The sequence below is a fragment of the Tateyamaria pelophila genome, assembly GCF_019966495.1.
Taxonomy (GTDB): domain Bacteria; phylum Pseudomonadota; class Alphaproteobacteria; order Rhodobacterales; family Rhodobacteraceae; genus Tateyamaria; species Tateyamaria pelophila.
On record NZ_JAIMIA010000030.1, the window covers coordinates 1 to 16,639 of the forward strand.

At 57.5% G+C, this 16,639-nt stretch carries 14 protein-coding genes; 8 read left to right on the forward strand and 6 right to left on the reverse strand.

Features of this window, described 5'->3' with window-relative positions; genetic code table 11:
* Nucleotides 1-120 precede the first annotated feature (120 nt).
* The 6 genes from LC354_RS11515 (at nucleotide 121) to LC354_RS11540 (ending at nucleotide 8,156) form a co-directional block, all read left to right on the forward strand.
* Entirely contained in the window at nucleotides 121-3,438 is a 3,318-nt protein-coding gene (locus LC354_RS11515) for a hypothetical protein (RefSeq protein WP_223423935.1), read from the forward strand.
* 254 nt (nucleotides 3,439-3,692) lie between these two features.
* Complete coding sequence (dctP, locus tag LC354_RS11520; protein ID WP_223423937.1) at nucleotides 3,693-4,706, forward strand: TRAP transporter substrate-binding protein DctP; 1,014 nt, start codon at nucleotides 3,693-3,695, stop codon at nucleotides 4,704-4,706.
* A 15-nt stretch (nucleotides 4,707-4,721) separates the two neighbouring features.
* Nucleotides 4,722-5,252, forward strand: a complete 531-nt coding sequence (locus tag LC354_RS11525) for a TRAP transporter small permease (RefSeq protein WP_223423938.1) — start codon at nucleotides 4,722-4,724, stop codon at nucleotides 5,250-5,252.
* The gene (locus LC354_RS11530) at nucleotides 5,252-6,544 is read left to right on the forward strand and encodes a TRAP transporter large permease (protein WP_223423940.1); all 1,293 of its coding nucleotides are present in this window, start codon (nucleotides 5,252-5,254) and stop codon (nucleotides 6,542-6,544) included. The genes LC354_RS11525 and LC354_RS11530 overlap by 1 nt, the downstream gene beginning before the upstream one ends.
* A 15-nt stretch (nucleotides 6,545-6,559) precedes the next feature.
* Nucleotides 6,560-6,967, forward strand: coding sequence for an OsmC family protein (locus LC354_RS11535; protein WP_223423942.1), 408 nt, complete (start codon nucleotides 6,560-6,562; stop codon nucleotides 6,965-6,967).
* A complete protein-coding gene (locus tag LC354_RS11540; RefSeq protein WP_223423944.1) occupies nucleotides 6,960-8,156 on the forward strand; it encodes a cytochrome P450 in 1,197 nt (398 codons plus the stop codon). Before LC354_RS11535 ends, LC354_RS11540 begins: the two co-directional genes overlap by 8 nt.
* Before the next feature lie 72 nt (nucleotides 8,157-8,228).
* Here the strand turns inward: LC354_RS11540 and LC354_RS11545 are convergent, their stop codons facing one another.
* Genes LC354_RS11545 through LC354_RS11570 form a run of 6 tightly spaced genes read right to left on the reverse strand, consistent with a single transcriptional unit; the run spans nucleotide 8,229 to nucleotide 14,302 of the window.
* Complete coding sequence (locus LC354_RS11545; protein ID WP_223423946.1) at nucleotides 8,229-9,308, reverse strand: ABC transporter ATP-binding protein; 1,080 nt, start codon at nucleotides 9,306-9,308, stop codon at nucleotides 8,229-8,231.
* A gap of 9 nt (nucleotides 9,309-9,317) precedes the next feature.
* On the reverse strand, nucleotides 9,318-10,160 hold the full coding sequence (locus tag LC354_RS11550) for a carbohydrate ABC transporter permease (RefSeq protein ID WP_223423948.1): 843 nt from the start codon (nucleotides 10,158-10,160) through the stop codon (nucleotides 9,318-9,320).
* Between the two features lie 7 nt (nucleotides 10,161-10,167).
* The gene (locus LC354_RS11555; protein WP_223423950.1) at nucleotides 10,168-11,118 is read right to left on the reverse strand and encodes a carbohydrate ABC transporter permease; all 951 of its coding nucleotides are present in this window, start codon (nucleotides 11,116-11,118) and stop codon (nucleotides 10,168-10,170) included.
* Nucleotides 11,100-12,359: an ABC transporter substrate-binding protein gene (locus tag LC354_RS11560; protein WP_223423952.1), complete on the reverse strand. Its 1,260-nt coding sequence runs from the start codon at nucleotides 12,357-12,359 to the stop codon at nucleotides 11,100-11,102. Before LC354_RS11560 ends, LC354_RS11555 begins: the two co-directional genes overlap by 19 nt.
* A gap of 40 nt (nucleotides 12,360-12,399) precedes the next feature.
* Entirely contained in the window at nucleotides 12,400-13,551 is a 1,152-nt protein-coding gene (locus tag LC354_RS11565; RefSeq protein ID WP_223423954.1) for an aminotransferase class I/II-fold pyridoxal phosphate-dependent enzyme, read from the reverse strand.
* Nucleotides 13,544-14,302, reverse strand: coding sequence for a FadR/GntR family transcriptional regulator (locus LC354_RS11570; RefSeq protein ID WP_223423956.1), 759 nt, complete (start codon nucleotides 14,300-14,302; stop codon nucleotides 13,544-13,546). Before LC354_RS11570 ends, LC354_RS11565 begins: the two co-directional genes overlap by 8 nt.
* Nucleotides 14,303-14,436: 134 nt before the next feature.
* Between LC354_RS11570 and LC354_RS11575 the strand changes: the two genes are divergently transcribed.
* Entirely contained in the window at nucleotides 14,437-15,540 is a 1,104-nt protein-coding gene (locus LC354_RS11575) for a tagatose-bisphosphate aldolase (protein WP_223423957.1), read from the forward strand.
* A complete protein-coding gene (locus LC354_RS11580) occupies nucleotides 15,533-16,474 on the forward strand; it encodes an ROK family protein (protein WP_223423959.1) in 942 nt (313 codons plus the stop codon). The genes LC354_RS11575 and LC354_RS11580 overlap by 8 nt, the downstream gene beginning before the upstream one ends.
* The last annotated feature ends 165 nt before the right edge of the window (nucleotides 16,475-16,639 follow it).

Below are 16,639 nucleotides of genomic sequence, written 5' to 3' on the forward strand. Positions count from 1 at the left end.
GACGCGACACATCCAAAGGCTCTCTCAGCATTAAACTCAAGCGAGCTGGATGGGACGAGGCATTCTTATGCAGCGTTCTCAATGGGCTGTAAGAGGCATGATGCCAAACGCGATTGCCCTGTGAGCGGTGAGACGACCGTGGAGGTGCGCGCAATTTCACAATACGAAGTTTCTGAATTGGCGATGAACCCTGAACAGGCCGCCTATATGCAGCAACAGGCGCCGCAACTTTCCGTTGGGCTTGTTACACAAATCGATCGAATCGACGTGTACGGCGCGCCCCAGACAAACTTTCGGACGGTGGCACGCGGTCAGGTCAGGTTTGCAGGTCTTTTCAGCAAACCGCAGGGTCGGGACCAGACGATAGATCCGACAAAGCTCGTCGCGGTCTTCCCGCCACAACCTGCCACCCCGCCTGAAAACGGGATTGCCGGAATGTCCGCGCTCCTGGGAATAGACACGCATCAGGGTGCAGTTCTTGACGGACAGCCCTACGGTTCAGATGGCCGATCGGAAAACGCCGCGGCCCGGCTCATGCGACTGGCGAACCTCAAGGCCAACGCACCTGATAAGCTCGACGACAGATTGCGCACGGAAGTCTTCTTCCAGCTTGCGACGCAGCAAGAGCGGGATGCGGTGATCCCGCCGCATTATTTTGGCCAGTATCGGGGCAACAGCAACGCGTTCAACTTTGATCAATCCGTCGATGAATTCGAGCGCGCGGAGCTCCTGGACCGTGTGGACAACGTGCTCTGGCCCGTCGTAAGGGCGCGGTTGCCCGAGTTTCCGTTTGATGTGATCGTGCGCATCCCCGGAAACTTGGGCGAATATGACAGTTCCAGCGGCGGATTTGCCATCAATTCCAGTGGCGTCAACGCACTGGGTATTGCAGCCCAGGGGCAGTATCCTGCGTTCAGCGGATTGCCCGACTTCCTGCCCAGCCCGCTTGAACAAGCGCGCCAGCTTGTCGCTTATCTGGAAAGCAAATTCGGGCCCGGCAATCGCCAGATGACCCTTGTTGCCCGGTACCGGGTGACCGATGCGCGTGTTCAACGCCAGCAAAACCGGAACACGGAAACGCTTTTGCCCGTGATCGAGCCGCAATCGATTTCTCTGCACGCGTATAATCAACGTATACCAGACCCCGATCCGATGGGTCAGCAGGTCAAACAATTCGATCTGGCCGCCTATCGCGGGCCCGAACGTCCGGTCGCGGACGCCGAAACCATTGCGTACTGGGCCGAGGTTCGGGCGGGTGAGTTCAGCACATCAGACGACCTGAATGCCGCGACATTGAAGTTGAGCCCGACGCCGGACTACCTCGCGCACCTGGTGCAGAATTCAAACGAAGTGCGATCGGCCGGGCAATTTGACCTGGTACAGGTCACGCAGGACATGCAGGCGCGGCTTGCATCGATGCCAATGCCTGACATGCTCAAACTGACCGGCGAAGCATCACTTGGCGCGTATAACGTGGCCGATCAGTTCTTTCCGATCGCAGGTCTGAATTTCAGATCGACGCGTGGCGAAATCGGCGTTCAGCCCCCGATTGTGCGACTTGTCACACCGGAATTGTTTGGACGGTTGCAAGTTGATGTAGACACCGCGAAACGCCTGTTGGAGCAAGACCGGGGGTCCGGCACGACGGTTCCCATAATCGTCTGGGCCAAACCGACTATTGCAAATTTCGACGGTCGTCGCGGTACGCTCTATATCGAACCGGAACGCATTGTATTCTACTCGGGTGCCGAGGATGGCACCGGATATCCCGCAGCCTATGTCGAAGTCACGCCCGAGGCCGGGGAGGATGGTGTGGCTGCGGCGACGGATGCAGCAAGCATCGCGTTGCAGGCCCCCGGTCAGATTGCGCTCGATTCCGACTACCTTGATTTGTTCAGGATCCGCGATGCCGGCGACGCGTTGTCGGAGGCAACATGGACACGGATGATGTACGATCGGATGCTGCGCGAGCAGGTGGCGCGCAACAGCGGCTATCCGCTTGCATGGGGGTGGTTCTTTCCGCCCGGCGTCAGCGAGATCGACCCGATCCGCGCGCAAGTCATGCTGGAACGATTCCAGGACTGGAGCACCGCGCGCGCCGCGGCGTTGCCTGACGTGGTCTTTGTCCAGCAAAGCTCCGGTCTCATAGCAGGCGGGTTTCAATGCTGGTCGGCGTTTACACCGCCCGCTCAGGATTTTGCACGGTCCGTACCCGCGGTCCTGGCAAAACGCCTGGAGGAGGATCAGCACGCAGCCCGTATGCAAATGCAGCAAGTGTACCAACGAAGCGTACGCGGCGGCATCCGCAAGATGCCGGATGCGCATTACGCCGTTTTTGGATCGCCTGTATTGGCCTCGTCGAGCCGTGTCGGCAGCGAGACATGCAATGTCTCGATCCGCGACCGCCTGCGCCTGACCGAAGAGCAGATGGAGGGGATGCAGTCGGATGTTGCCATGATCACTGTACGCGGTGCGATCCGCAAACCGCTTGAGCGGGTGCAGGATGCTCGCGTGTTCCGTGATGTCGGCGCAGCCACGATCGAACGCGACGCCGATGGCATTTTGCAGGTTGTGGTCGATGTGGCGCGTTCCGAGGTCCATATGGTTGGCAAAGATCCGCAGACCGGGCGCATGGCGTTGGAGCTTGCCGAAACCATGACGACGGAAGACTTGCCGCCACCGCCGCTCAGCTCTGATATCTTTGAAATCACCCCCGGGATGGATTGGGACGTGGCCCTGCAATCCGCCCGGGACAGGCTACCCGAGGCCATCATCGTGGAGAATGACGGCGCACCTGCGAACTTTCAGATGGCCAGCAACAATTCGCTTTTGGGGCCGATGGCCCTGTTCCAAGCCTATCACAACGGTCATTTCCTGTTCAGCAGAACTGGCAGCGAAGCTCTGGCCGTCATGCGCGAGCCTGACCGCGACCCCGATCGTGTACTTGCCGTGGGCAGCCATCGGGTTTTCGAGCCGGACACCGTGACAACGGATGCCTTGGTCGGCGCGCTCTTGCGCAAATATGGCGCCAGCCCCGAAACGGCGGAGGATGGCGGGCTTTATGGTCCGCGACCTGCGCAGGTGATGACATGGGGCGCGCGCGCCGGATGCATGCCTCAAATGCGCGATCAGCTTCGGGCGGATTTGACGGCCTTCAATCAGGATCCGAATTTCCAGCTGCTCAATCGTATGGCCAAGGCATTTCGATCCCCGCAATTGCAATACAATGGGGCGGAGCAATTGATCTACCAGACCTGCGCCCCGGCGGTATGGGCCATGGTCGGTGAAGATCAGCAGGGCCGGACGCATCTTGTGGTCTGGTCTCTGGATCTTGCGCTGTTGCACGAAGTGGCCACGCTGGAAGACAACAGGCCAAAGATCGACGGAACCGAGGGGTCGCAAAGCCTGATTGAAAACGCGGCTGATATCGACCTGTGAGGACGCTTTGATCACCTCAAGAACGCCTTGGTCGTGACGTGTTTTGACATCGCGCAGATCAAAACAGCGAGACTGCACGCTATCCGTGAATTGGGCGGGTCCTGATGCAGATTCCTGACGTCATGAGGCGCTTCTTTTGGCTTCAAGGCCAGAAAAGAGCGATGGGGCCGGATTGGATCAAGAAATGAGGTGACGGATACTCAGAAAACCTATGTATTGCCTTGGAAACATAACATGTTCAGCAGGGGGAAAACATGAACGAGATCATCAAAAGCTTCACGATCGGTATGACCGCAGCCGGCATCAGCCTGACTGCGGCCTCGGCAGAGGAATGGCGGTTCAACAATTTTCTGCCGGAAACACGCCCGGAAAGCGCACAGCTTGAGCAATTCGTGACCGAGGTGAACGACGCCCTTGGCGGCGAGACGACGCTCAAACTCTATAGCGGTGGCTCCCTGGGTCTTCCTAATACGGACACGCTCCGGTTCTTGCCCAAGGGCGCTGTAGAGATGAGCCTGATGTGGGCGAACTATCTGGGTCGTGACGCGCCCGCACTCAGTTCCGTCGTGGTTCAGGGCACCATCGGCTCTATCGAAGAGTTCGAAAAGGCCATCCCCACGGTTCGTGAAATCTACGAAGAGGAATTCGCGGAATGGGACGTGGCTTCGGTGGGCTATGTCGCGATCCCGATGCTGTCTGTCTCGGTGTTCTGCCGCGAAGAACCTGTGCGCACGCTCGAAGACCTCAAGTCCAAGAAACTGCGGGTCTGGGCCCGTGATCAGGTCGAGGCCTTCACCCGACTTGGTGTGTCCGCGCAGATCATTCCACAAGAAGAAATGTATGTCGCCATGAAAACCGGCGTTGTGGATTGCGCGCTGTATCCGGCGCTCTATGCCCACACCGTGTCGTTGCAGGAAGTGTCCAAATATGCGTCATTCCTCTATCCGATGGCGTCCGGCCCTTACGTGATCGGCGTTTCGGCGGACCTTTGGGCAGAGACGGACGAGACTTTCAAAGCCGTCATTTCGGAGGCAGCGGATGATTTATGGGACCGCACGAACCAGTACGAAGCAGACTATCAGCGCGAACTGGCCGCGCGTGACACGCTTGCCGAAGGTGGCATCGTCTGGGGCGAGGATTTCTCGGATGAAGACCGTCAGGCGTTTGTGGCTTCGGTCACCGAGACATGGAAGATGCTCGCCGAAGAAGCAGGCGGCAATGCGCCGGCGTATCGCGAACGTGTTCTGACGGCACTCGGGCGCAACTAAGCCGCGCGCATCAGGATGCGGATCAAAAATATCACTGCGTCGGGGCTGGAGTATCTGGCCCTGGCCTTTGCTGCGCTGGCGGCTTTGGGCCTGACACTTATCGTTGGCATCATCGTCACCAGTGTCGTGATGCGCAAATTCGCAAACTCCCCTCTGCATATTACCGAAGAAGTCGTGGGCCTTTTACTCAGTGTCGCGCTGTTCCTTGGGCTGCCGATGGTGACGCTCAGGTCAAAACATGTGCGTGTCTCCCTGCTGACAACCTATGTCACCGGCAAAGGCCGGGCAGTGTTACAAGTGGCGGGATTGGTGGTTGGCATCGGATTTTTCGGCTGGCTGATCTGGGAAACCATTCCCTGGTTTGAGTTTGCCTTCAAACGCAGTTTGAAGACGGAAACGACGCGTATCCTGCTGTATCCATGGATGGCTTTGATGCCGCTTTCCCTGATTGTGACCGGTGCCATTCTGGTGGCCCGCCTCGTTGGGATACTTGAGCGCGACGAAGACACCCAAGGCAAACTGCCGACATCTGGTGAGGCGCGCTGATGTCGCTTTGGTTTACCTTGGTCGGCGGGGTTATTGCGACGGCCGGAACAGGGATTGCATTGGGTGCAGCCCTTGGAATTACGGGCCTTTTCATACTGCAATTCTATTCCAACGGGGCCACGTCAGTTGCGATTGACGCGATTTGGAATGTCTTCAACTCGTTCACCCTCAGCGCCGTCCCAATGTTCATCCTGCTGGGCGAAATCCTTTTGCGCAGTGGCATCAGCGAGAAAGCCTACGCCGCCTTTTCGCCGGTTTTTCGCCGGATCCCCGGAGGGTTGTTGCACACCAACATTGCCGTTTGCACATTGTTTGGCGCTGTCAGCGGGTCGAGCCTTTCCACCGCGGCGGCGGTCGGATCGGTTGCCTATCCCGAGATGTCAAAACGCGGCTATGACAAGGACACAGTGGTCGGCAGCCTTGCCGGTGGCGGCACACTGGGCCTTTTGATCCCGCCCAGTCTGTCCTTTCTGATCTATGGCGCGCTCACGGAAACGTCTATCGGTAGGTTGTTTGCAGCGGGCATTGTTCCCGGCCTTATGGTTGGGGCGATGTTCATGCTGTATATTCTGGTCAAGTGCATCCGAAATCCCGCGATTGCGCCACGGGATGCAAACACATCCTCGCTCGGTGACATCCTTGCCGGGCTGCGGCACATCTGGCCACTTCTGGCCCTGATCGTTGGCGTAATCGGCTCCATCGTCGGCGGTATTGCGACACCGACGGAATCCGCAGGCGTGGGCGTGGTGCTGGCCGTTGTCATTTGCTCGATCTGGGGCGACCTGACGTTCTCGAAACTTGTCGAAGCTGTGTACCAGTCTGTTCTGCTGTTTTCCTCCATCGGCTTTCTGGTGTTGGGGGCCACGATTCTGGCGCAATCGGTCAGTATCCTGGGCCTGCCTCAACAGATACTGGAGACGGTCGCTCAAAGCGGGTTCGGCAAATACAGCGTTCTGATGATCGTGATCCTGATCTACCTCATTCTGGGCTGTTTCTTTGATGGTCTGTCCTTGATGATCATGACCTTGCCCGTTGTATTTCCATTGCTGACAGGTCTTGGTTTCGATCCGATATGGATTGGGGTAATCATCACCATCGTGATCGAAATCGGTCAAATCACACCCCCCGTCGGGTTGAACCTTTCCGTTCTGACAGCGCTTACGAAAAACGAGGTCAGTCTGGGGCGTGTCGCCTATGCGACCGTGCCCTATTGGCTGATCCATCTGTTTGCGATCATGATACTGACATTGTTCCCAATTCTCGCTCTTTTCCTTCCAAATCTCCTGTTCTGAGGTCAGAAAACACGCATGAATACAAAGCCGAAAACCTTTGGTCCTGTGATTGCCTTTCATGACGGGTCTGAAACGACGCGCTACGCGTGCGATCAGACTTCAGAAAAGTCGCCACATCCGCCGGCCGGATCCCCCGTTGATATGCTGCTGGCATCGCTTGCCTATTGTTTCGTCAAATCGATCGAATGGGCTGCGAAAGACCACAAAGCGTCGTTGCACCCGTTCGCGGTGAAAGTGATCGGCACCAAGGCGCTTGATTTACCCGGTCGGGTCGAGCGGATGGACGTTGTCATCATCGGTGAACTGGTGGACGACAGCGTGGTGGCCGGACAGATGGTAAAGCTGGCAAAATCCATTTGCACGGTCAGCAATACACTGAATTGCACCGTAATGGTTTCAACGGACCCCGCGGCAGATGACTGAAGTCCGCCTGAACGGGCGCGAGATTCCGGTCGATACACAGACCACGCGCGAGATGCTCGAAGACACCCCTGCCGAGGTTTACGCCCGCCTGCGACAGACGACTCCGATCGTCAGGCTTGAGGCCCTTGGCGGGCGCATTGTCTTTACAAAGGCCGAAGACACAACGCGCGTCAAAACCGATGCCGAGCACTTCTGGTCAAGCGACACGACAAGCCCGATGCAGCGCGCGTTTGGTGGTCATACGCTGATGCGTAAGGACGGTTGCCCCCATCTTCGGGAACGCCGCGCGATGGCGCCCGCACTTGATCCGGATCATGTCCAGCGATGGAAGCCGGATTTTACGCGGCTCACGGACCGGGTGATGGACGATCTTGCCCCGCACCAAAGCATCGATCTTTTGTCGTCCTTTGCAGTGCCGATATCAGCGGGGTATCTGAAGATTGTTCTGGGCCTGGATGATGCGGGCAAGGAGCAGTTGTTTGACTGGGCGCAAGCACTTGTGCGTGGCGCGATGAATGGCGGCTTTGATCCGGATATTTTTGCAATCAGCGATCAGGCCAACGCAGAGATGGACGCCTGTTTTGACCGGATGAGTGCAAAGCACAGAGCCGCGCCGGACGGATCGGTTCTTTCGGAAATGACCAACGCTGCCGATCCTCTTGAGGTCACGCAGATTCGGACCAATATGAAAATCTGCGTCGGAGGGGCGGTGATAGAAACGCGCGATGCCCTGCTGTCCACGATCTACGGCTTGCTTTGCAATCCGGACCAATTGCGCCACTGCAAGGACAGCGGCTCCTGGGACCTGGCTTGCGAAGAAGGATTGCGTTGGGTTGCGCCCATTCAGGCCAGTCCCCGGATCGTCCGAAAAGCTCTGGTGATGCGAGGATTGCACATTCCCGAAGGCGAGACCGTGATGGCCGTTCAGGCGTCTGCAAATCACGACGAGGACACTTGGGACGATCCGAATTGCTTCGATATCCACCGTGCTTCAGGTGATCATCAGACCTTTGGCGAGGGCGCGCATAGATGCCTCGGCGCAGATGTGTATCGCTTGCTGGCTGCCGATATTGTGCTGCCTCGGCTGTTTGAAAGGTTCCCGGCCCTTCGATTGGCGGATCAAGGGGCAGTGACATTCAAAGGGTTCGCCTTCAGAGGACCGACATCCCTGCAGGTGCATTTGAGGTAAACGTATGCACACGGACCGCGACAAAGCACGGGTATCGCCCGCGCCTGGCGCGTTCTGGTTGGGGTCCGTTTGTCAGGCCGCCCCTGTCATATCCCGCTGTAAGGTCCTGCCATCGGCGCTGAAGACGTGCGCGTTTGGTGCCTGAATGCGCAAGCCAAGCCTGTCGCCGGGTTTGGCGGGAATGTTGCCATGGACCCGCACCATGATCGGCCCAAGACCCTCCACCAATGCATAGATGTTCGTGTCGGACCCGAGATGTTCAACAACATCTGCAACCGCCGCAAGGGCATCCGCGTCGGGGTCCACCACGTCGATATGTTCCGGTCGAATGCCCAGCTCGACGGCGAGGCCAGTATCATCCAGATGCGGCAGCGCCAGAAAGGTGCCGTCAGCCAGTATCACGCCGCCACTGGCAGCGGACACTGGCACGACATTCATCGTCGGAGATCCGATGAATTGGGCCACAAATTTGTTTGCAGGTCTTTCGTACAGGTCGAGCGGGCTTCCGACCTGCTGGATATCGCCGCTGTCCAGTACTACGATCCGATCCGCAAGCGTCAGCGCCTCGACCTGATCATGGGTCACATAAATCATCGTGGCTTTGAGTTTCTGGTGCAGGCGCGCAATTTCCAGCCGCATTTCTACGCGCAGCGCCGCGTCGAGGTTCGACAATGGTTCGTCAAACAGGAACGCGCGCGGATCACGGATGATGGCACGGCCCATTGCGACGCGCTGGCGCTGCCCACCAGAAAGCTCTTTGGGCAGACGGCGCAACAGCTTGCTCAGTCCCAGTGTTTTACCAGCCTCGGCCACGCGGGACTTGCGCATCTCTGCGGCATCCCGACGGATTTCCATCGAAAACCCCATGTTCCGGGCGACATCCATGTGCGGATATAGCGCGTAGGATTGAAACACCATTGCGATGTCACGATCCCGCGGACGCACGTCGTTCATCCGTTTGCCGTCAATCTCGAATGCGCCGCTGGTGATCGGCTCCAGCCCGGCGATCATGCGCAGCAGCGTCGATTTCCCACACCCGGACGGCCCGACAAGAACAACGAATTCGCCATCCTGAATATCGAGATCAATGTTGCGCAACACTTCGACCGTGCCATAGCTTTTTGCGATATTTTTGAGCTCGATACGTGCCATGTCTGCCTCTTACCCTTTGACCGCGCCGGACGTCAGGCCCTGTACAAGATAGCGTTGAATGAAGATGAAGAAGAGACAGCTTGGGATCAGTGCCAGCACCCCGGCGGCCATCATCTGTCCCCAGTCGACGGAGAATTTTGAGACGAATGTCAAAAGCCCAACGGGGAATGTCATCGTGTCGTTCTTGCTGATCAGCATCAGCGCGAAGAGCAGCTCGGACCAGGCGGCGGTAAAAACAAAGCCCAGCGTCGCACCAAGCCCAGGCAATGTCAGCGGAAGGATGACCTTGCGCAGCGCCTCGAACCTTGAACAACCATCCATCATCGCCGCCTCTTCGAGGTCCTTGGGAATACCGTCAAAGAAGGATTGCATGAGAAACGTGGCGAAGGGGATGTTGAAGGCGGTGTACACGATGATCAGGCTGGTCAACGAGTTGAGCAAGCCCAAACCGGCGATGATCTTGTAGATCGGCGCAATGATCATCAGCAGCGGAAACATCTGGGTGATCAACATGATCGCGATGATGAGTTTCTTGCCACCAAAATCAAACCGCGAGAACGCATATCCGGCGCCCGCCGCAAAAAGCGTGGTCAATGCGGCAGTGCCAAGCGAAACGATCAGGGAATTGCTGAAATACGACAGGAAGTCGGTTTGAAAGAGCACCGCTACAAAATTGGAAAGCGTGAATTCACTGGGCCAAAGCCGGGTTCCATCGGTGTAGATCAGCCTGTCCGGCGTTACCGCGATTTTCACCAGCCAGTACAAGGGGAATAGCGCAAACACCAAGTAAAAAACGATTGCTGCGTATTTTCCCACAACAAGGGCAGGGCGCTTGAGCTGTGAAAACCCCATCCGACCCTCAGACCTTAACCAGCTTTTTGCGGATGACAAGAAGGATGACCGCGTAAATCATCAAGAGGATCAGCAGGACAACGGCGATGGCGGAGGCATATCCGAAATCCAACCTCCGGAAGGCGGTGGTGAAGATATAGGAGGAGATGATCTGGGTGGAATTTGCAGGCCCGCCACCTGTCATCACATAGATCAGATCAGCGAAGTTGGCGATCCAGATAGTCCGCAGCATGACGGTAATAGCGATCATCGGGGCAAGGAAGGGCAAGGTAATCTTGGTAAAGGTCTGCCAGGCGCTCGCCCCGTCTATCTCGGCAGCCTCGTACATATCACCCGGGATCGATTGCAGTGCAGCCAGCAAGGTGATGGCGAAAAAGGGAACACCAAACCAGACGTTGGCGGCGATCGGACCCCAAAGCGCCAGATCGGGGTCGCCCAGAATGTTGTAGGGTTCGGACAGGATGCCCAAAGCGGTCAGCCAATGCGGAAGTGGGCCGATCACAGGATTGAACAGCCACGCCCATGTGAGGGCGGACAAGAATGTGGGAACAGCCCACGGCAGAAAGACCAGCGCCTGGAACAATTTCTTGCCAAAGAAATGCGTGTTCAGCAGCATCGCCAGTCCGAGACCCAGAAAGAATTGGAGGGTGATCGACCAGAATGTCCACCAGAACGTGTTTTCCAGCGCAATCCAGAATTTGCGATCTGCCCAGAGTTTTGCATAGTTTTCAAACCCGATCCAACCCGTGTTGAATGGGCGCAGCAACTCGATGGACTGGAAAGAATAGGAAATGCCGATAATGAGCGGCATGAGCATCACGGCGCCGATCAGGATGATCGACGGTGACAGGTACACAAACGGCTCGACGACATATTGCCAATAGAGCGAGCGTCGAGCCCGGGTTTCCCCGCGCTCGACCGTGTTTTGTTTGCGCGTGATCACTGCGCGGCTTTCCACTTGCCGTATTCCTCGGTCAGGAAGGCCGCCCACTCATCGGCAAGATCTTGCGCCGTGCGTTGACCCAACAAGGCTTCTTGCGCTGTCTCGATCACCATCGTGCTGCCGAAGTAGCCCCATTGCTCCAGATAGGTCGGCATGATCGTCGGCACATATTCTTCGCCGTTCAATTGATCGAACCAGCCTTTGAACTGCTCTGTCTGGAAATACGGGTCCTGATCAGCGCCTTCGTGGATCGGGATCACGCCAACGCGCTTTGCCCACACCGCGTTGGCATCAGGATTGGCCAATGCGGCCACGAGGTTCCAGGCGTCACTTTCATGTTCAGTTGCCTTGAACACGGACCATCCCGCGAAACCGATGGTCGGGAAGGCTTTGCCCGAGGGCCCGACGGGCATCGGGATAACCGCGAAATCCTCGGCTGGCATACGTTCCGCAATCGCGATCAGCGCGTCGGGATCCTGATCAAGGAACGCACAGGTGCCCGAGTAGAAGCCCGCAACGATCTCGTTAAAGCCCCAGTTGACGCTGTCCTTGGGCGCATAGCCATTCTGGTAGAGATCCAGCAGGAACTGGATGCCTTCGACCGATCCCGGCTCGTTCAAACGGCTTTGACCATCTTCGGTGAAAAACTCGTTGGTGCCGTTCATCACAGCAGCCATCATGATCCAGCCATTGGTGCCGCCGGGGCCACCGCGCAAGCAATACCCCGATTTACCCGGCAACTCGGACACTTTCCGCGAGGCTTCCATGAATTCGGCCATCGTCGCGGGCGGTGCGTCGACGCCAGCCTCTGCCAGCAGCTTCTTGTTGTAGAACATGGCACGGAGGTAAAACCCGTATGGGATCATGTAGGCATCACCGGCCTGGCGCGCCATATCCAGCGTTTTCTGGGTCAGAGTGCCGCCATGTTCCCAGCCCGCGATATGCTCTTCAAGGCTCGCAAGTTGGTCAGACCCCGCATAGAGCGCCAGCCATGTATCCGGCATTTCCACGACATCCGGGATATCGCCACCCGCGACCATCGTGGCCAGCTTTTCAAACGCCTGGCCCCAGGGCAGGCTGATGATCTCGACGGTGACGCCGTCATTTGCGGCCTCATATTCGTCAACCAAAGCCTGAAGTGTTTCGGTCCGCGCCGGACTGGTAATGACTTCAACCAGTTTCAGGTTCGTGTCCGCATAGGCGGCTGATGCCAGCAGCATTGCAGCGGCCCCTATACCTTTGAAGAGATGTCTCATATTTCCTCCGGTTGGTGTTTTGGTTTCAAACGGTGCCACATCATGCGGCGCTCTTGCTCAGGGCCTCTTCGAAATCGGCCCAAAGGTCTTCTACGTTTTCCAAGCCCAGGCTGATCCGCACCAACGAAGGTGAAACGCCGAAACGTTGCATCGAGTTTTCTTCGCCCGCCTGTGCGAGCCCAACGCGGGCCGGGAGGATCAGGCTTTCAAAACCGCCCCAACTCACGCCCAGCCGGAACAGTTTCAGCGCGTCGGACAGGCGCGGAATGTCAATGCTGTCGTCCAGTTCAAAGGACATCAGCCCGGAGCGACCGTGCAGGCCGGGCACTGAATTCCCACCGGGCGAATGCACACGGGTCACGCAAGGCAGGTTCGACAGGCGGTCGACAAAGACATTTGCCGTTCTTTGATGTTGCTGCATCCGGGCATCCAGTGTGCGCAGTCCACGGGTGAGCAGAAACGCTTCAAACGGTGCGAGCTTTGCGCCCAGCAAAGGAAGGGTCAGATCACGGATCTGCCTGATCAACCTGTCCGAGGATATGACGACACCGGCGACCGTGTCCGAATGCCCGGAGATGAACTTGGACGCTGAATGCACCACGATGTCGATGCCCAAAACCAGCGGGTTTTGGAAAATCGGCGTCGCCCAGGAGTTGTCAATCATGGTGAGCGTGCCGTGACGGCGGGCCTGTTCGGCCACTTTGGGCAAGTTCATCGGCTGAAAAACGACGGAATTGGGGCTTTCCAGATATGCGAGCCGCACGCCTTTGAGCAAGTCAGGGTCATCTTCAAACGCGGCGACGGAGTGATATGAAATGTCGACCCCGAACGGGCGCAACATCCGTTCAAACAGGCGATACGCATCCGGATACGCGTGTTCGACGCAGGCGATGCGATCACCGGGTTTGACGAAGGCGAGGACGGATGATGAAATCGCCGCCATGCCAGAGGCAAATCCAACAGCGGCTTCGCCCCGTTCCGAAGTCGCCATCAGGGCCTCGAACGCGGCGACGGTCGGGTTTTGAACACGGGTGTAGATAGCGGTATCCGAACGGCCCGCCATCCGGTCTTCGAACGCCTGATAGCTGTCGAACGTGAACAGAGAACTTTGCACGATGGGCGGCGTGACAGAACCGTGCGTGCCGCCAAATGCCGCTGCCAGCAGCGTGGCAATTTCGTGCTCTTCAGTCAATTTTCTGCCCCTTCATCACTTCAAGTACGGCAATTTCCACCATTTCACTGATTTCCGCGGCCAGTCGGACGGCCGCTTCGACGTCTTTTGCGGCAATGGCTTCGGCCAGCGGACGATGCAGGGGAATTGTGTCTTCGCCCAAATGCGGCTTACCGAACGGCGTTTCGTAAATGTCGTGAAAAGCGCTGTGCATCTGCGAGATCAATTGTTGAAACAACGGGTTTCCGGTGGCCTCGTAGATTGCACTGTGGAAACGCGCATCGGCTGGTCGCCAGTCTTCGCCAGCTTCATATACGGCCATGAGTTCCGCCATCCGCGCCACGATGATTTTGCGTTGCTGCGACGTGGCCAATCTGGTCGCGATTTTCACCGCTTCGATTTCCAGCGGGCGACGCACGGCATTGGTTCTGAGAAGGCTTTCGGCCTCGATCTTCAGTGTCATCGGAATGCGGATGGATGACGCTGAAATCTCTGCCGCCAAGGTTGTTCCAGCCCCCTTGTTGCGCACGACGATGCCCATGCCCTGCCAGGCTTTCAAGGCCTCACGGATCGTGGAGCGCCCAACGTTCAACCGATTTGCGATCTCAACCTCGGGCGGCAGCCGGTCACCGATTTGCAGATCCGCGGACTCGATCATTTCGACCAATGCGTCCAACACGCCCCGCTCCGATGTAAGTGGTCGCAGGTGCTGTAGCAGATCCTTGTTGGTTTCTGCCTTGGCTTGTCGGGTCCGGGACACGGTCTCAGGCACATTTCAGTCCTTTGAAAGGCGAGTCAGCTGCATCTTATCTTTGTCCGACATTAAGTCAACATTGTCAGACATAGTTGCCAGAATGATCCACAGAAGGTATAGCGGGACAAGGACTTTTTTTTCGGGAACGCTTGATGAAACTCTGGAAAACCGAACAGGAAATCAGGCAACAACCAGTTGTTTGGGCAGCGTGGGGTGAGGCTTTTTCGGAGCGGTTAGTGGCTCTGCGCAGTTGGGTCGCACAAAGCGGTGCCACCGAAATATGGCTATGCGGCGCAGGAACGTCTGCCTTCATCGGTGACATCGTAGCGTCAGGTTTGGGGGCGAGAAGCGCATTGCCTTTGCGTGCCATCGCATCGACCGATCTGGTCTCGGCACCGCATCTGTTTCGCCGCGCAGGCGTCCGGCCTTTGGTGGTATCCTTTGGCAGAAGCGGAGACAGCGCCGAAAGCATAGGCACGCTGGATGTGCTGGATGCGCTTTGGCCAGACGCGCCACGGCTGAACATCACATGCAATGCAGGCAGCGTATTGGCGACCCGGAGCGGTTTTAACCAACGCGTCGTTGTTTTGCCGGAGGAAACCCATGACGCCGGGTTTGCGATGACCGCCAGTTTCTCAACGATGCTGCTGACCGCTTTGGGGATTTTGGATCCGGATTTTGAATCCCGACCAGATGCATTCGTGGACAGAATGCACTTGTTGTCGCGCGTCGGAGACAGTTTGTTGAACTCGGCAAGCCAGTGGGCTGAAACCCGGAAAATACCGTCGCGACTGGTCGTTCTCGGGTCTGGCCCTCTGGCCTATGCTGCGCGCGAAGCGGCGCTGAAGGTCATGGAATTGAGTGCGGGCCGCATTCCGGCCTTGTGGGAGTCCATGCTCGGGTTTCGGCATGGCCCCAAAGCCTTTGTGAATGAGGACACCCCCATTCTGGGCTTCATGTCGTCTGACCCGCACAGCCTGCGCTATGATACCGATCTGATGGCCGAGTTGGCCCTGCAATTCCCGCACGCTTCGACAACCTGCATCGGAACAAATCCTACCGCTGACCTGTCATTTGAAGCCGGTCTTTCCGACGTCACCAACACAGTTCTCTATGTCATGGTTGCGCAATTGCTGGCAGTGCATTGGGCAAAGTCCCTGAACCTCAATGTTGACAACCCATTTGAGGGGCAAGCGACGCTGACACGCGTCGTGAGCGGTGTGACGCTGTATCCCTTGGGGCAACCGGATGGCTAGACTGGGGCATGCTGCGGGCTTGGATGTTGGCGGTACAAAAATTGCAGCGCAGCTTTTTGACGAAACATGGAATGTTATCGACGCCAGAGAGGTGGCGACGCCCAAGACAAGCTACGCGTCCCTGTTGAATGTGATCGTCAATGAAATCAACTGGCTGCACGCTACAGGAGACGGTGTGCAAATCCCGATCGGCATCGGATTGCCCGGGATTGTCGACCCCCGAACCGGCGCCGTATTGACGGCGAACTTGCCGGCCTCCGGCCACCCCCTGTGGACGGATCTGGTGCAGCGGCTGGCCGGATTTGATCCCGTAATCATCAACGACTGCCGGGCCTTTGCCCTGTCTGAAGCCGTATTGGGTGCAGGGCATGATCACGAAACGGTGGTCGGATTGGTGATCGGCACAGGACTTGCCGGTGGTCTCGTCTTTGGTGGAAATCTGATCAAAGGGTCCAATGGCGCGGCTGGTGAATTCGGGCACATCCCAATTCCGACACATCTCTTGCAGAAATACGGCCTGCCGGTTCTGTGGTGCGGATGCGGGCGCAGCGGTTGTTACGAAACGCTGGGCTCGGGCGTCGGCCTGTCGCGCATCGCCAAACACGTGACGGGAGAGGATATCGATGCATCGGCCTTTGCCAAGAATCCGGATCACATTGCGCCGGATCTGCAACGCTGTCTGAGCATCTGGATTGATCTGCTTTCGGAGCTCGTGATGGAACTTTGCCTGACCGTCGACCCTGATTGCATTGTTCTGGGAGGCGGCGCATCAAAAGCGCCCGGCTTGGTCTCCGGATTGACAAATGCCCTCGACGGAAAGCTTTTGACGGCTATGACCGGACCGATGATCTGCCTGGCGCAAGGTGGCCCGCAAAGCGGCGCCCGAGGGGCCGCGTTCGCAGCAGTGATGGCACGTAATGCAAAGGGCTCGTGATATCGTCGCGGAATGGGTTGCCACCGGATTTCACACGACTCACATTGACTTTGTCGAGCGACGCACGGGCGTCTGTCTATGTCATCCGAACCAAAGTGTCGCCGACTGGGTCACCGGGTTTGTTGTGCACCCGGGTCTGTAGATTGCGGCACATTCGAAAGACTT

Bases quoted from the DNA above. Each gene is read 5' to 3' on its own strand.
- dctP (WP_223423937.1), top strand. From the start codon at position 3,693: ATGAACGAGATCATCAAAAGCTTCACGATCGGTATGACCGCAGCCGGC.
- LC354_RS11525 (WP_223423938.1), top strand. From the start codon at position 4,722: ATGCGGATCAAAAATATCACTGCGTCGGGGCTGGAGTATCTGGCCCTG.
- LC354_RS11530 (WP_223423940.1), top strand. From the start codon at position 5,252: ATGTCGCTTTGGTTTACCTTGGTCGGCGGGGTTATTGCGACGGCCGGA.
- LC354_RS11535 (WP_223423942.1), top strand. From the start codon at position 6,560: ATGAATACAAAGCCGAAAACCTTTGGTCCTGTGATTGCCTTTCATGAC.
- LC354_RS11540 (WP_223423944.1), top strand. From the start codon at position 6,960: ATGACTGAAGTCCGCCTGAACGGGCGCGAGATTCCGGTCGATACACAG.
- LC354_RS11545 (WP_223423946.1), bottom strand. From the start codon at position 9,308: ATGGCACGTATCGAGCTCAAAAATATCGCAAAAAGCTATGGCACGGTC.
- LC354_RS11550 (WP_223423948.1), bottom strand. From the start codon at position 10,160: ATGGGGTTTTCACAGCTCAAGCGCCCTGCCCTTGTTGTGGGAAAATAC.
- LC354_RS11560 (WP_223423952.1), bottom strand. From the start codon at position 12,359: ATGAGACATCTCTTCAAAGGTATAGGGGCCGCTGCAATGCTGCTGGCA.
- LC354_RS11575 (WP_223423957.1), top strand. From the start codon at position 14,437: ATGAAACTCTGGAAAACCGAACAGGAAATCAGGCAACAACCAGTTGTT.
- LC354_RS11580 (WP_223423959.1), top strand. From the start codon at position 15,533: ATGGCTAGACTGGGGCATGCTGCGGGCTTGGATGTTGGCGGTACAAAA.